Annotated in this window: 14 protein-coding genes; 6 read left to right on the top strand and 8 right to left on the bottom strand. The window is 65.6% G+C overall.

The annotated features are described in order from the left end of the window. Positions 1-66: 66 nt before the first annotated feature. The 6 genes from ACE2AC_RS12825 to ACE2AC_RS12800 are packed head-to-tail and all read right to left on the bottom strand — an operon-like array spanning position 67 to position 5,887. On the bottom strand, positions 67-1,269 hold the full coding sequence (locus tag ACE2AC_RS12825; RefSeq protein ID WP_375687617.1) for an acetyl-CoA C-acyltransferase: 1,203 nt from the start codon (positions 1,267-1,269) through the stop codon (positions 67-69). 15 nt (positions 1,270-1,284) lie between these two features. Then, on the bottom strand, positions 1,285-2,211 hold the full coding sequence (locus ACE2AC_RS12820; RefSeq protein ID WP_375687615.1) for an SDR family NAD(P)-dependent oxidoreductase: 927 nt from the start codon (positions 2,209-2,211) through the stop codon (positions 1,285-1,287). Then, positions 2,208-2,669: a MaoC family dehydratase gene (locus ACE2AC_RS12815; protein WP_375687613.1), complete on the bottom strand. Its 462-nt coding sequence runs from the start codon at positions 2,667-2,669 to the stop codon at positions 2,208-2,210. Before ACE2AC_RS12815 ends, ACE2AC_RS12820 begins: the two co-directional genes overlap by 4 nt. A gap of 18 nt (positions 2,670-2,687) precedes the next feature. Then, positions 2,688-3,515, bottom strand: coding sequence for an SDR family oxidoreductase (locus tag ACE2AC_RS12810; RefSeq protein WP_375687611.1), 828 nt, complete (start codon positions 3,513-3,515; stop codon positions 2,688-2,690). A gap of 32 nt (positions 3,516-3,547) precedes the next feature. Next, a complete protein-coding gene (locus ACE2AC_RS12805; protein WP_375687609.1) occupies positions 3,548-4,669 on the bottom strand; it encodes an acyl-CoA dehydrogenase family protein in 1,122 nt (373 codons plus the stop codon). 12 nt (positions 4,670-4,681) lie between these two features. Continuing rightward, the gene (locus tag ACE2AC_RS12800; RefSeq protein ID WP_375687607.1) at positions 4,682-5,887 is read right to left on the bottom strand and encodes an acyl-CoA dehydrogenase family protein; all 1,206 of its coding nucleotides are present in this window, start codon (positions 5,885-5,887) and stop codon (positions 4,682-4,684) included. Between the two features lie 182 nt (positions 5,888-6,069). Between ACE2AC_RS12800 and ACE2AC_RS12795 the strand changes: the two genes are divergently transcribed. The 6 genes from ACE2AC_RS12795 (at position 6,070) to ACE2AC_RS12770 (ending at position 12,239) form a co-directional block, all read left to right on the top strand. Then, complete coding sequence (locus ACE2AC_RS12795; protein WP_375687605.1) at positions 6,070-7,260, top strand: branched-chain amino acid ABC transporter substrate-binding protein; 1,191 nt, start codon at positions 6,070-6,072, stop codon at positions 7,258-7,260. A gap of 120 nt (positions 7,261-7,380) precedes the next feature. Next, positions 7,381-8,304, top strand: coding sequence for a branched-chain amino acid ABC transporter permease (locus ACE2AC_RS12790; RefSeq protein WP_375687604.1), 924 nt, complete (start codon positions 7,381-7,383; stop codon positions 8,302-8,304). Positions 8,305-8,309: 5 nt separating this feature from the next. Next, positions 8,310-9,566: a branched-chain amino acid ABC transporter permease gene (locus ACE2AC_RS12785; protein ID WP_375687602.1), complete on the top strand. Its 1,257-nt coding sequence runs from the start codon at positions 8,310-8,312 to the stop codon at positions 9,564-9,566. 3 nt (positions 9,567-9,569) lie between these two features. Then, a complete protein-coding gene (locus tag ACE2AC_RS12780; protein ID WP_375687600.1) occupies positions 9,570-10,337 on the top strand; it encodes an ABC transporter ATP-binding protein in 768 nt (255 codons plus the stop codon). Positions 10,338-10,339: 2 nt separating this feature from the next. Continuing rightward, a complete protein-coding gene (locus ACE2AC_RS12775) occupies positions 10,340-11,056 on the top strand; it encodes an ABC transporter ATP-binding protein (RefSeq protein ID WP_375687598.1) in 717 nt (238 codons plus the stop codon). Between the two features lie 247 nt (positions 11,057-11,303). After that, a complete protein-coding gene (locus ACE2AC_RS12770; RefSeq protein ID WP_375687596.1) occupies positions 11,304-12,239 on the top strand; it encodes a DUF4394 domain-containing protein in 936 nt (311 codons plus the stop codon). A 39-nt stretch (positions 12,240-12,278) separates the two neighbouring features. Here ACE2AC_RS12770 and ACE2AC_RS12765 read toward each other — a convergent pair whose 3' ends face one another. After that, entirely contained in the window at positions 12,279-13,361 is a 1,083-nt protein-coding gene (locus ACE2AC_RS12765; RefSeq protein ID WP_375687594.1) for a histidine kinase dimerization/phosphoacceptor domain -containing protein, read from the bottom strand. A gap of 91 nt (positions 13,362-13,452) precedes the next feature. Next, positions 13,453-14,016 (bottom strand): LuxR C-terminal-related transcriptional regulator, encoded by a 564-nt coding sequence (locus ACE2AC_RS12760; RefSeq protein ID WP_375687592.1) that lies wholly within the window; start codon positions 14,014-14,016, stop codon positions 13,453-13,455. Positions 14,017-14,109: the final 93 nt, after the last annotated feature.

Below are 14,109 nucleotides of genomic sequence, written 5' to 3'. Positions count from 1 at the left end.
GATCCTTTGCGTGGAAAGCCCGCCGCCTTTGGGGGGCGGCGGGCCGATTTCGTGTCTAATTCAGGTTCAGAGCACTTCGAACAGCCCAGCCGCGCCCATGCCGCCGCCGACGCACATGGTGCAGACGACGTATTTCGCACCGCGGCGCTTGCCCTCGATCAGCGCGTGGCCGACCATGCGGGCGCCCGACATGCCGTAGGGGTGGCCGATCGAGATCGCGCCGCCGTTGACGTTCAGGATCTCGTCTGGGATGCCCAGCACCTTGGCCGATTGCAGGACCTGGCAGGCGAAGGCCTCGTTCAGTTCCCACAGGCCGATGTCGTCCATCTTGAGGCCATGCGCTTCGAGCAGCTTCGGCACCGCGTAGATCGGGCCGATGCCCATCTCGTCGGGGTCGAGACCTGCGGCCATCACGCCGACGTATCGGCCGAGCGGCTGGAGGCCGCGTTTCTCGGCTTCCTTGGCTTCCATGATCACGCTCGCTGACGCGCCGTCCGAAAGCTGCGAAGCGTTGCCGGCGGTGATGAACTTGCCTTCCTTGACGACCTGGCCGTCCTTGAAGACCGGCTGCAGCGACTGCAGGTTCTCAAGCGAGGTGCCGGGGCGGTTGCCCTCGTCCTTGTCGAGCGTCACTTCCTTGAAGGAGATTTCCTTGGTCTCCTTGTCCATGACACCCATGGTCGAGGTCAGCGGCACGATCTCGTCGTCGAATTTGCCGGCCTGCTGCGCCGCGGCGGTGCGGGCCTGCGAGCGGACCGAGTATTCGTCCTGCTCTTCGCGCGAGACGCCGTAGCGGTCAGCCACGATCTCGGCGGTTTCCAGCATCGACATGTAGAGCGCGGGGACGTGCTCGGTGATCCAGGGATCGCGGGCGCGGTCGGTGCGCATGTTCTGGTTCTGCACGAGGGAGATCGACTCCACCCCGCCGCCGATGGCGATCTGCATGCCGTCATGCACGACCTGCTTGGCCGCGGTCGCGATGGCCATCATGCCGGACGCGCACTGGCGGTCCATCGACATGCCGGCGACGTTGGTCGGCAACCCGCCGCGGATCGCCGCCTGGCGGCCGATGTTGCCGCCGGTGGAGCCCTGCTGCAGCGCCGCGCCGATGATGCAGTCCTGCACCTCGCCGCCTTCGAGGCCCGCGCGGGCCACGGCGTTCTTCACGGCATGGCCGATCAGTTCCTGCGCCTGGGTGTTGTTGAACGCACCGCGAAAGGCTTTGCCGATCGGGGTCCGTGCGGTTGATACGATGACTGCGTCACGCATGTCGTGTCTCCTCTCCTACGACTTGGGAAGCTCGATGCCGCGCTTCTCGGCGGCCATCTGGGCGTACTTGCGGGTCTGGGCGAAGGCGCCGGGCATGACCTGCTGGCCGGCTTCGGCACGGATGTCGTCCATCCGCGCGTTGATGATGTCGGCGTCAAGCTCGTCGTCGCCGAAGGCCACGCCCTGCGTCTCGTAAATCCGGGTCTCGGCAAAGCAGCCACCCCCGGCGCCAAGGATCATCCGGCTGGGCGCGTCCTCGTGCAGGAGGGTCAGCAGGCCGGGGGTGATCGTCTCGGGCTTCAGCAGCTCGAGCACCTGGTCGGGCAGCAGGCCCTCGGTCATCCGGGTCGCCGCCGTGGGGGCGAGGATGTTGGCGCGGATGTTGTACTTCGCACCTTCCTGGGTCAGCACGTTCATCAGGCCGACGACGCCCGCCTTGGCCGCGCCGTAGTTCGACTGGCCGAAGTTGCCGTAAAGGCCCGAGGCCGAGGTCGTGTAGACGATCCGCCCGTATTCATTGGCCTTGAAGTGATCCCAGAGCGCCTTGGTCGGCACGACGGACCCCATCAGGTGAACCTTCACGACCATCTCGAAATCCTCGAGCGTCATCTTGGTAAAGGTCTTGTCGCGCAGGATGCCGGCGTTGCAGACGAGGATGTCCACCTTGCCCCACTTGGCGATTGCCTGGTCGACCATGTCCTGCACCTGCGCGGCATCGGTGACGTTTGCGCCATGCGCCATCGCCTCGCCGCCCGCGGCCTCGATCTCGGCCACCACGGCGCGCGCCGCCTCGGACGATTGCCCGGTGCCGTCGGTTGCCACGCCGAGGTCGTTCACCACCACCTTGGCGCCGCGCGCGGCGAGGCCAAGCGCGTGGCTGCGCCCCAGGCCCACGCCTGCGCCGGTGACGATGGCAACGCGGTTCTTGAAGGAAATCGTCATTCTGCGGCCTCTGCGAAGTAGCGGCGGCCCAGCCATTCGGCGACCAGCGCGGGTTTGTCCTGTCCCTCGATCTCGACGGTCACGCCGAGGGTTGTCTGGATCTCGTTCGGTCCCTTCTCGGTCACGTCGTCCAGCGTGAAGACGGCGCGCACGCGGGCGCCTTCCTTCACCGGCGACACGAAGCGCACCTTGTCGAAGCCGTAGTTCACGCCCATCACGACGCTATCCACCTGCGGGCCGCCGTCATAGACCATGGCCGACAGCATCGAGAGCGTCAGGAAGCCATGCGCGATGGTGGTGCCGAAGGGCGTGGCCTTGGCCTTTTCCGGGTCGACGTGGATGTACTGCCAGTCCTCGGTCACGTCCGCGAACTGGTCGATCCGGCTCTGGTCGATCACGAACCACTTCGAGGTGCCGACGACCTCTCCGACCTTGCCCTTCAGCTCTTCCCTATTCATCGCTGTCCTTCTCTCTGTTCAGTCCTGCGCCGCCATCGCCGAGGCGGAGCTTTGGCGCGGCGCGGCGTTCAGCCCGCCCGCAATGGGGATCGTGTGGCCCGAGACATAGGCCCCGGCGCGCGAGGCGAGGTAGAGCACCGCGCCCTGGATGTCCTCGGACTCTCCGACGCGGCCCAGCGGGATCCGCTTGCCCGCCTCTTCCCGCTGTTCGTCGGTGCCGATCGCAAAGGCCATCATCTTGGACATGAACGGCCCCGGCGCGATGGCGTTGACCGTGATGTGTTCCGGCGCGAACTTGGCGCTCAGCGTCTGGGTCATGAAATGCACGGCCGCCTTCGACACGCCGTAGCTGTAGGCCTGTCCCCCGCCCGGCATGATACCACCGATCGAGCCGGTGTTGATCACCCGCGCCGGATCCTCCGCCGTGGCGGCGGCCTTGAGCAGGGGGATCAGCTTCTGCGTCAGGACGAACATGCCGGTGACGTTCACGTCGAAGACGCGGGACCAGGCCTCGTAGGGGAATTCGTCGAACGGCGCGCCCCATGTCTTGCCCGCGTTGTTCATCAGGATGTTGAGGCTGTCGGTGCGGGCCTTCACCTCGGCCACGAGGGCGTTGATGCCCTCTTCAGAGCCGACATCGCCCGCAAACCCCTCCGCCGTGCCGCGCAGGCCGAGGCTGTTCAGCTCCTTCGCTGCGCCCTCGCAGGCGTGCTGCTTTCGCGATGCGATCATCACGTTGCAGCCGGCGCCCATCAGGCCCTCGGCGGCCATGTAGCCGATGCCGGTGGCGGCCCCGGTGATCAGGGCCGTCTTGCCGGTCAGGTCGAAAAGCTTTTCGGGCGTCATGCGGGTCTCCTCCCCCTGTGGCGGGGGCCTCCTCAGAACCCCCGCGCGCGGGCGACCCGCGCGGCGTGATACCCGTAGTCGCCCAGCCATTCGGCACCCACGCGGGCGCGCTTCATGTAGAAGCCCATGTCGAATTCGTCGGTCATGCCGATCCCGCCGTGCATCTGGACACCCTCGCTGACCACGAGCTTCGCGGTCTTGGTCGCGCGGGCCTTGGCGATGGACACGGCAAGCTCCGACTCGGCGGGCTTTTCGTCGAGGACCCTACCGGCATTGGCGATGGCAGAGGCAGTCACTTCGATCTCACTCCACATATGTGCCGCGCGGTGCTGGAGCGCCTGGAAGGTGCCGATGATGCGGTCGAATTGCTTGCGTTCCTTGAGGTATCCGGCGGTCATCGCGAAGGCCCCGGCGCTGAGCCCGGTGAGTTCGGCGGAGAGCGCGGCCTGCCCGGCGTTGAGCGCCTGCGCGATGGCAGCATGGCCGCCGTCGACCTCGCCCACCACGTCGTCGCCGGTCGCCTCGACCGCGTCGAAGTCGATCTGGGCAAAGTCACGGCTGTCGACGGTGTTCTTGCCGGACCGGGTGATCCCGGCGCGGTCGGCGTCGATGTCGAAGAGGGTCAGCCCCTCGGCCTCACCGGCACTGCCGGCGGTCCGCGCCAGCACCAGAACGCGGTTGGCCGAGGCGCCGTCGGCGACAAAGGTCTTGGTGCCGGACAGGCGGAAGGCATTGCCGCTCTTCTCGGCGCTCATCGCGGTGCGGAGGGGGGCGTGTTTCGACCCCTCGTCCACCGCCAGCGCGTATAGCAGCGAGCCGTCGGCAATGCCCGAGAGGCGGCCATTGGCCGAGTTGCGCAGCGCCGTGGCGGCGATCACGGCCGACGAGATGAAGGGCGACGCGACGAGGGTCGTGCCCATCTCCTCGGCCAGGATGCCGGCGGCGCGGTGGCCCATGTCGGAGCCGCCGTTGTCCTCGGACACCAGCACGCCGGCCCAGCCCATCTGGGCCATTTCCTTCCAGAGGCCCGGATCGAACGGGCGTTTCTGGTCGCGGTTCTCGCGCAGGTTCTTGACCGGCGCGGCATCGTCGAGGAACCCGCGCGCGGCGTCGCGCAGCATGGTCTCGTCTTCGGTCAGCATCAAGGTGGTCATGGCGCGGGCTCCTTAGGACGAGGGCAGTTCGAGGACGCGTTTGGAGATGATGTCGAGCATCACCTCGGACGTGCCGCCCTCGATCGAGTTCGCCTTGGTCCGCAGCCATTCCGGCGCGAGCGAGCCATAGGGGCCGTCCCACTCCGCGGCATAGGCGCCGCCGGCGGACATCAGCAGTTCGTACCGGCGCTTGTTCAGCTCGGTCCCGTAGTACTTGAGCATGGCCGAGGCATTGCCGACCCCGCCCGCCTTGGCCATGTCGCCGTAGCGTTCCAGCGTCATGCCCATGGCCAGGCTGTCGACCTCGAGTTCCATCGCCTCGGTCCGGATGACCGGATCGTCCATGATCCCGTCCTCGAGCGAGGCCAGGAAGTTGCCCATGCCGCGACCGCCGAGGATGCCGCCCGCGCCGCCGGAGCCGCCGCCGCCGATCATGGTGCGTTCATGGGTCAGCAGGTGCTTGGCCACGTCCCAGCCGCGGTTCTGCTCGCCCACGATCGAGGACATGCCTTCGCCGTAGCTCTTCGGCACCTTCACGTTGTCAAAGAATGTCTCGCAGAAGGGCGACGCGCCGGAAATCAGCTGGATCGGCTTGGTGGTGACGCCTTCGCTTTCCATGTCGATCAGCATGAAGCTGATGCCCTTGTGCTTGGGCGCCTCGCGGTCGGTGCGGACGAGGGCAAAGATCCAGTCGGCCTTGTTGGCGTAGGAGGTCCAGATCTTCGATCCGTTGATCAGCCAGTGATCGCCCTTGTCCTCGGCCCGGGTCTGGACGCTGGCAAGGTCCGAGCCCGCGCCGGGTTCGGAATAGCCCTGGCACCAGCGAATCTCTCCACGGGTGATCTGGGGCAGGAAATGGGTCTTCTGTTCCTCGGTGCCAAAGGCCAGCAGCGCCGGCCCGAGCATCCAGAGGCCGAACGATTCGACCGGAGAGGGTGCCCGCGCATTGCGCATCTCCTCGCGGAAGATCTTTTCCTGTTCGCGGGACAGGGCGGCGCCGCCGTAGGCGTCGGGCCAGCGGGGGGCGGTCAGGCCAACTTCCGCGCAGGCGTTCAACCAGTCCCTCTGGGCGTCCGAACTGAATTTCCAGCGTTTTCCGCCCCAGCAGATCTCGCGTTCGTCCGCCGGCATCTCTCTCAGGACGGATGGGCATTTCCCTTTGATGAAGTCTCTGATTTCATCCCGGAACGTGTCGGGCTCTGCGCTGAATCGCGGCATCCTGCTCCTCCCAAAGCGGCTACTTCTGCAATGCAGAATTTAATTTTGCTACGCGCTTGACAACGGGGCTAGCAGACCTTTTGATCGGCGGCAAGAAAAGCCTGTTCAGGTTCGGCTTTTCGCAATGGGAGGAAAATATGAATAAATTTGCACATGCCGCTCTCGCGGCATCCGTTTCGTTCATGGCACTTGCCGGTGCCGCGAACGCGGACGTCAAGATCGCGTTCATCGACCCGCTCTCCGGCCCGATGGGCCCGTCGGGCGACGCGGCCTTCACCTCGTTCAAGCTGGCGTTCGAGCACATCAACGAGAACGGTGGCCTCAACGGCGAGCAGGTCGAACTGACCGGCTACGACAACAAGGTGTCTCCGAAGGAATCGCTGGTCCAGCTCCAGAAGGCCATCGACTCCGGCGCGAAGTACATCTTCCAGGGCAACGGGTCTTCCGTGGCCTCGGCGATCATCGACGCCGTGAACAAGCACAACGCCCGCAACCCGGGTGAGGAAGTGCTGTTCCTGAACTACGCCGCCGTCACGCCGGCCTTCACCAACGAAGCCTGCTCGTTCTGGCACTTCCGCTTTGACGCGCATGCCGACATGAAGATGCAGGCGATCACCGACTTCGTCACCGGCGCCGGCGACATCAAGAAGGTCTACCTGATCGGGCAGGACTACGTCTTTGGCGAGGCGGTCGCGGCCGCGGCGGTCAAGCAGCTGGGCGAAAAGGACAGTTCGATCGAGATCGTCGGCAACGAGCTGCACCCGCTCGCCAAGGTCAAGGACTTCACCCCCTACATCCAGAAGATCATCCAGTCGGGTGCAGATGCCGTCATCACCGGCAACTGGGGCCAGGACATGACCCTTCTGGTCAAGGCGGCGGCAAACTCCGGCCTGCAGATCCCGTTCCTGACCTTCTACGGCGGGTCGCTGGGCGCGGTTGCCGCCCTGGGCGAGGGCGCGAAGGACACGCTGTTCCAGGTGTCCGAAGGCGTGACCAACCTCGAAGCGTCGGACGAACAGTACGCGCTGATCGAGGAGTACAAGCAGCGCTTCCCGGACTACGACTACTACTACCACCGCGCCTTCATGGCGGCGAACATGCTGAAAGCCGCGGCTGACAAGGCCGGTTCGACCGACGTGATTCCGGTGGCCAAGTCGCTGGAAGGCCTGAGCATCGAAGGCGCCTACGGCCCCTTCACGATGCGCGCCGAAGACCACCAGGTGCAGCAGAACCTCTACATCTCGACCGTGTCGGACGACGTGAAATACGGCGTCGACAACATCGACCTGGGCTGGGTCCTGGTGGACGGCGGCGAGATCGACGCTGCGGCGGCCGAAGAGCCGACCACCTGCGAAATGGAGCGCCCGGAGTAATCCAGGCGTCCTGACAAGGCTCTGATCGGGGCGCCGCGGCCTAAGCCGGACGTGGCGCCCCTTTCACTCGGGACAGGCAAACACTGAGCGGCCCGGCAAGGGGCCGGACGGGGAAGATCTATGGAAACGATCGTTTTTTCCCTGCTGAACGGCGTGATCTACGGGCTATTGCTCTTCATGCTGTCGAGCGGGCTGACGCTCATCTTTTCGATGATGGGCGTTCTGAACTTTGCGCATGCCAGCTTCTACATGCTGGGCGCCTACTTCGCCTACACCATCATGGGCGCGACCAGCTTCTGGCTGGCACTCTTCATCGCGCCGATCCTGGTGGGCGTCATCGGCATGGGGGTCGAGAAATGGGGGCTCAGGCGCGTCCACGCAAACGGACATGTCGCCGAGCTTCTGTTCACCTTCGGCCTGGCCTACCTGATCGACGAGGTGGTGAAGATCATCTGGGGCCGCACCTCGGTGAACTACCAGGTGCCTGACTCGCTGAACTTCACGCTCTTCACCCTCTATGGCGCGGACTACCCGGCCTACAGGATCTTCATGTTCGTCGTCGCCGTCGCGATGCTCATCTTCCTCTGGTACATGCTCAAGAAGACCCGCGTCGGCCTGATCATCCAGGCGGCGCTGACGCACCCGCAGATGGTCGGACACCTCGGCCACAACGTGCCGCTGGTCTTCATGGGCGTCTTCGGCGCGGGCTGCGCTCTGGCGGGCCTCGCCGGCGTGATCGGCGGGAACTACTTCATCACCGACCCGGCCATGGCCGTGCAGATGGGCCCGATCGTCTTCGTGGTTGTCGTCGTCGGCGGCCTCGGATCGCTCGAGGGCGCGTTCGTGGCCGCGATGCTGATCGGCATCCTGCAGACCGCCGCGGTTTCCGTGAATGCCTCGCTGGCGGACCTCGTCGGCTTTCCGCCGACCTCCGAGCTGGGATCGATCACCGTTTCCTCGATGGCGCCGATGCTGCCGTTCCTGCTGCTGGTGCTGATCCTGATCGTGAAACCCACCGGATTGATGGGGAGCCGTGAAGTATGACCGACATGACCACTGACTCCGCGGTCCTCGCGCCCACCTCGGGCGAGAAGTTCCGTGAACGGGTGCTGCCGTTCATCCTGTTCGGCCTCGTGCTGGCGATCATCCCGCTGTTCGGGCCGTCGCGCACCACGATGACCCTGCTGAACCACGTCGGCATCAACATCGTCTTTGCCCTCAGCTTCAACATGCTGCTGGGCCGGGCGGGGCTGCTCACCTTCGGGCAGGCCGTCTACCTCGGGCTTGGCGGGTACTTCGCCGTGCACGTGATGAACTGGATCGGGTCCGCCGACGGCGGGTTCTGGTCGCACATGCCGATCTTCTTCATGCCGATCTTCGGCTTCGGCATGGGGGCGCTGGCCGGCGCCGTCATCGGCTGGCCGTCCTGCCGCCGAGCGGGCACGGCGTTTGCGATGATCTCGCTCGGCGTGGCGGAACTGATGGCGGCCTTCGCCTACATGTTCGACAGCCTCTTCGGCGGCGAGATGGGCGTTTCGGCCGACCGCATGGGCGGGCCGGAGTTCCTGGGCATGTCCCTCGGGCCGCTCGAAGAGGTCTACTGGTTCATCGCCTTCTGGACCTTCGTCGGCGTGGTGGCGATGTACATGTTCACCCGCACGCCCCTCGGCAAGCTGTCCGAGGCGACGCGCGACAACCCGGAGCGGGTGCAGTTCATCGGCTACAACCCGACCCGCGTCCGCTACCTCGTGTTCATCTTCGCCGGGGCCTTCTCGGGCATGGCGGGCGGCATGTCGGCGGTGCAGGACGAGATCTTCACCCCCGAGAACCTGTCGCTGATCCCCTCGGGCGCGATCCTAATCGCGGCCTACGTCGGCGGCATCCGCTACTTCAGCGGGCCGATCATGGGGGCGATCGTGATGACCTACATGGGATCGAACCTCAGCGACTACACGGCGGCCTGGCTGCTCTACCTCGGGCTGATGTTCATCTCGGTCGTGATGTTCGTGCCGGATGGCATCGCGGGCATCGTCTTCGGCTTCTGGCGCGGCGTTCGCTCGCCGGAGCGGGGCAAGCTGATGGGCAAGTGGGCCCAGCAGGTCGTCGGCCTGTTGCTCATGGCGATCTCGATCATCGTCATCGTCGAAGTCGCGATCCGCTGGTCGGAAGGCTACGGCGAGGTGTTCGAGCCCTACGGCCTCGTGCTGGCGACCGACTCCGTCCTGACCTGGGTGCTGGGCATCGTGCCGCTCGCGGCCGGCATCGCGATCCTGCGTCACGTTTCGCGCAAATCCGAGGAGGTCTGATCCATGACGGAACCAGCACTGAAACTCGTCAACGTCACCAAGAGCTTTGGCCCGGCCAAGATCATCCAGGGCGTGAACCTCGAAATTGCCAAGGGTGAAAAGCACGCGATCATCGGCCCCAACGGGGCCGGGAAATCGACCCTCTTCAACCTTGTTTCGGGGCTCTACACCCTGTCCGACGGGCAGGTCCTGCTGAACGGTGCGGTGATCTCGGGCAAGAAGCCGTTCGAGATCAACCGCCTCGGCCTCAGCCGGTCGTTCCAGGTGTCGAACATCTTTTCCAACATGACCGTGCGCGAGAACGTGCGCTGCGGCGTGCTCTACTCGATGGGCCAAGGCTATTCGTTCTGGCGCAACATCGGGAACCTCAAGGAGGTGCAGGAAAAGACCGCCCATATCCTCGACGAGGTGGGACTGCTCGACAAGGCGAACATGCCGGCGGCGCTGCTGTCCTATGCCGACCAGCGCACGCTCGAGATCGCGATCACCATCGCGGGCGGCGCCGAGGTCATCATGCTCGACGAACCGACGGCCGGCATGTCCCATGCCGAAACCGATCGCGCCGTCGAGCTGATCGAAAAGGCGGCGCGCGGCAAGACGCTGCTGATCGTGGAACACGACATGGGCGTCGTCTTTGGCCTGGCCGACCGCATCTCGGTCCTGGTCTACGGTGAGATCATCGCGACCGGCAAACCGTCCGAGATCCGCGGCGATCCGAAGGTGCGCGAGGCCTACCTGGGCGAGGAAGCCGATCACATGGAGGAAGTCTGAGCATGGACATGGCAGTCGAACCCATGCTGAAGGTCAGCGACCTTCATGCCTACTACGGCAAGTCCCACGTCCTGAACGGCGTGAACATGGAGATCATGCCGGGCGAGGTCATCGCGCTCCTGGGCCGCAACGGGGTGGGGCGATCCACCACCGCCAAGGCCATTATGGGCGAGGTGTCCCCGGTCGGGTCGGTCAAGTTCAAGGGGCAGGAAATCGGCGGCATGCCGAACCACAGGATTGCCCGCCTCGGGCTGGGCTACGTGCCCGAAAGCCGCGACATCTTTCCGACCATGACCGTGCGCCAGAACCTGATGCTGGGGGTCAAGGACACGCGCAAGCCGGGGAAATACTCGGTCGAGCAGATGCTCGACATGTTCCCCAACCTGCGACAGCGGGCCGACAACTGGGCCGGTGTCCTGTCGGGCGGTGAAAAGCAGATGCTGACCATGTGCCGGACCCTGATGGGCGATCCGGAGCTGATCATCATCGACGAACCGACCGAGGGCCTTGCGCCCAAGATCGTGCAGCAGGTCGGCGACATGATCGCCGAGATCGCCAAGTCCGGCGTGTCGATCCTGCTGGTCGAACAGAAGCTGTCGATCGCGCTGCGGATCGCCGACCGCGTCTATGTCATGGGTCACGGCGAGATCGTCTATTCCGGCACGCCGGAAGAGTTCAAGACGCGCGACGACGTGCGGAAGGAATGGCTGGAGGTCTGAGACAGGCCAAGAACCGCCTGTTCAGTCCCTGATCGCAAGACATCGAATGCCGGGTGCAGCCATGCGCCCGGCATTTCGTTTGGACGCAGTTAACGGCCGGATCACGGCTGTTTGATCGAAAGCCTTCCCCAACGTCAAAACATCACCGGTCCCGGTTCCGTGAGTTCGCGTGATGCGCCCGCGATGCGCATCCCGACGGCGCAATTCATCCACGCCGCCGGCGCACAATCCAACTCGGAGCCATTCCATGAAAGTCATCTCTCTCACCGCCGCGGCGACACTCATGTCCGCCGGGGCCCAGTCTGCGGCGACCCTCGACAAGCGCGCCGTGGCCTATGCGCTCGGCAACGACGGCACCACGCTGGTGCAGGTCGCCTCGCACACGGGCATGACCTCGGCCGTCACGCTGTCGTTCGACGGCGGCGCGGCGATCTCGCTCGATTCCATCGCCTACCGGCCCAAGACCGGCGAGCTTTACGGCTATGACGACTTTTCCAACAACGTCTACCTGATCGACCGCGTGACCGGCATGGCGACCGTCGTGGCAAACGGACCGGACACCACCGTCAGCGCCAATGTCGGGTTCGATTTCAACAACAACCTCGACGCGGCGCGGATCGTCACCGCAGAGGATGAGAACCTGGTGTTCTTTCCCAACAACATGCCGCCGACCGTCGAACGCAAGACCGACCTGTTCTATGCCGCAGGTGACCCGAACGAAGGCGCCGACCCGAACGTGGTGATGAACGCCTACACCAACGCCGTGCCGGACGCGACGACGACATTCCAGTACGTCATCGACACCGAGCTCGACCTGCTGGCGTCGCTGGCCAACAACGCGGGGACGCTGACCTCGATCGGGAATCTGACCTATGGCGGCAGCGTGTTCGACATCACCGAAAAGGGCGGCTTCGACATCCTGTCGTTCTTTGAAGGCAACAACACCGCCTATGCCCTGCTGACCGCGCAGGACGGGATGCAGGGGATCTACAGCTTCGCGCTCACCACCACGATGGGGGACGTTCCGCTGACGCTGATCGCGGCGCTGCCGTCCACCTATGGCGAGCTGAACGGCCTGGCCGTGATGGCGGCCGAGGTGCCGGTGCCGGCGACCCTGGGCCTGCTGGTGACGGGGATCGGCGGGATCGCCGCGATGCGCCGCCGCCGCGACAAGGCTGCTTGAGCGTCTCGCGTGGTGGAGGGGCCGGTTGCGGCCCCTCCTTCAGCAGTCGGCGGGAAAGTCGAGCGTGAGGCGCGTGCCCTCGGGGCCCGACTTCAGCGCATAGTCGGCGCGCATCTGGTGGGCCGAGGTCTCCATCACCGTCAGCCCCAGCGATTGCCCGTTGTGCTGTCCGTCGAAGCCGACCCCGTCGTCCGCGATCACCATGAAGATCTCGTCGCCCTCGCAGCGTCCGTCGATCCTCAACGCGCCCTTGGCGCCATCGGGGAAGGCGTGCTTGAAGGTGTTGGCGGCGAATTCGTTCAGGATCACGCCAAGCCCGGTCGCCTGCGTGGGCGAGATGTCGGCCTCGGCCACGTCGGCCACGATCCTTACGCCTTCGGGCGCCGAAGAGCGGATCAGTGTGACCACCTTTTCGACGAAGGGCTTCATCGCCACCATGCCATCGGTCTCGGCGCGGTAGAGCGCCTCGTGCAGGGCGGCGACGGTGTCGACGCGGCGGCGCACGATGTCGAGCGCCTCGCGCGTGTCGGGGTGTCCGGCCCGGCGCGCCTGCAGCCGGGTCAGGGACGAGATCGACTGCAGCGAGTTCTTCACCCGGTGATCGACCTCGCGCCGCAGGATGTCGGCCTCACGCAGGGCGCGGCGCAGGTCGAGCTGGGTCATCACCTGCCGGGCCAGCACGCGCAGCGCCTCGCGCTGGAGCGGGGTCAGCTGCCGCGGCTTGTCGTCCAGCACGCAGAGCGAGCCGAGCGGCAGGCCCTCGGGCGTCAGCAGCACCGCACCGGCATAGAATTGCAGGTTGGGGTCGCTCAGCACCAGCGGGTTGTTCATCGTCCGCGGGTCGAGGGTGGTGTCCTCGACCTCGAGGAAGCCGTCGGTGAGGATGGCGTGGCTGCAGATCGATTCCTCGAGCGTGGTCTGCCGCGTGCCCATGCCGACCTCAGCCTTGAACCATTGTCGGTCGGCATCGACCAGGCTGATGATCGACATCGGCATGTCGCAGATGGCCGAGGCGAGGCCGACGATGTCGTCGAACATCGCCTCGGGGTCGGTGTCGAGAATGTCGTATTCACGCAGCGCGGTAAGGCGCGCCGCCTGTGACGGATGGGGATCCGCAATCATTGTCCTGTGGTCCGTACTGCTCGTGGCGTCGTGGGCCGGTGGGAATATGGGGATGCCGGAGGAGGAGATTCCCCGGCAAATCGGCAGAGATTCAGCCGGAAATCCCCGGCCCCGTCAACCGTGCGAGCAATTCCGTTGCGTTGCGGACCTCGAACTTTCGCAAAAGGCGAGCGCGCACGTCCTCGACCGTGCGCGGCGACAGCGCCAGACGACGGGCGATTTCCTTGCTGGTGGCGCCGCGCGACAGCCCGTCGACCACGTCGCGTTCGCGCGGTGTGAGGCCGATCTGCGGCCCCGCGGGGCGCGGCAGCGGGGCAAAGGACATCACCAGCCGTGCCAGCGGCGTGTCCGGCGTCAGCGTCCGGGCGCGGAACCGGACCCAGAGTTGGCTGCCGTCCTGCCGCCGGATCAGGCGTTCGTCGGTGTAGCTGCCGCTGTCGCGCAGCGGGGCGAGGCCGATGTCGCGAATTTGGTCGAATTCCTGGTCGCTGGCATAGAGCAGGCGGAAACTCTGCCCGGTCAGCGCGGCCCGCGGGTGGCCGAAAAGGGCGGCAAAGGTGTCGTTGCAGGCCCGGATCACCCGGTCCTCGGTCAGCACGATCCCGACCGGCGCGGCCTGAAAGGCCTGTAACAGGGTCTTTTCGTCCTCGGTCAACGCGATACCTCGGGGCGGGTGGCGGGATCCGGCGCGCGGCGCGGCACCCCGTATAACTACGGTATCGACACCGTAGCGCGGCGCGCGCAGGCT

It is taken from the genome of Pseudooceanicola sp. LIPI14-2-Ac024 (assembly GCF_042188925.1).
In the GTDB taxonomy this organism is placed as follows: Bacteria; Pseudomonadota; Alphaproteobacteria; order Rhodobacterales; family Rhodobacteraceae; genus Pseudooceanicola.
The sequence above is the reverse complement of the archived record's forward strand: the minus strand, read 5'-3'. Positions and strand labels throughout refer to the sequence as shown.

Coding starts and splice junctions, on each gene's coding strand:
- ACE2AC_RS12805 (WP_375687609.1), bottom strand. CDS start 4,669: ATGACCACCTTGATGCTGACCGAAGACGAGACCATGCTGCGCGACGCC.
- ACE2AC_RS12800 (WP_375687607.1), bottom strand. CDS start 5,887: ATGCCGCGATTCAGCGCAGAGCCCGACACGTTCCGGGATGAAATCAGA.
- ACE2AC_RS12770 (WP_375687596.1), top strand. CDS start 11,304: ATGAAAGTCATCTCTCTCACCGCCGCGGCGACACTCATGTCCGCCGGG.
- ACE2AC_RS12795 (WP_375687605.1), top strand. CDS start 6,070: ATGGCACTTGCCGGTGCCGCGAACGCGGACGTCAAGATCGCGTTCATC.
- ACE2AC_RS12780 (WP_375687600.1), top strand. CDS start 9,570: ATGACGGAACCAGCACTGAAACTCGTCAACGTCACCAAGAGCTTTGGC.
- ACE2AC_RS12775 (WP_375687598.1), top strand. CDS start 10,340: ATGGACATGGCAGTCGAACCCATGCTGAAGGTCAGCGACCTTCATGCC.
- ACE2AC_RS12820 (WP_375687615.1), bottom strand. CDS start 2,211: ATGACGATTTCCTTCAAGAACCGCGTTGCCATCGTCACCGGCGCAGGC.
- ACE2AC_RS12785 (WP_375687602.1), top strand. CDS start 8,310: ATGACCACTGACTCCGCGGTCCTCGCGCCCACCTCGGGCGAGAAGTTC.
- ACE2AC_RS12815 (WP_375687613.1), bottom strand. CDS start 2,669: ATGAATAGGGAAGAGCTGAAGGGCAAGGTCGGAGAGGTCGTCGGCACC.
- ACE2AC_RS12825 (WP_375687617.1), bottom strand. CDS start 1,269: ATGCGTGACGCAGTCATCGTATCAACCGCACGGACCCCGATCGGCAAA.
- ACE2AC_RS12765 (WP_375687594.1), bottom strand. CDS start 13,361: ATGATTGCGGATCCCCATCCGTCACAGGCGGCGCGCCTTACCGCGCTG.
- ACE2AC_RS12810 (WP_375687611.1), bottom strand. CDS start 3,515: ATGACGCCCGAAAAGCTTTTCGACCTGACCGGCAAGACGGCCCTGATC.
- ACE2AC_RS12790 (WP_375687604.1), top strand. CDS start 7,381: ATGGAAACGATCGTTTTTTCCCTGCTGAACGGCGTGATCTACGGGCTA.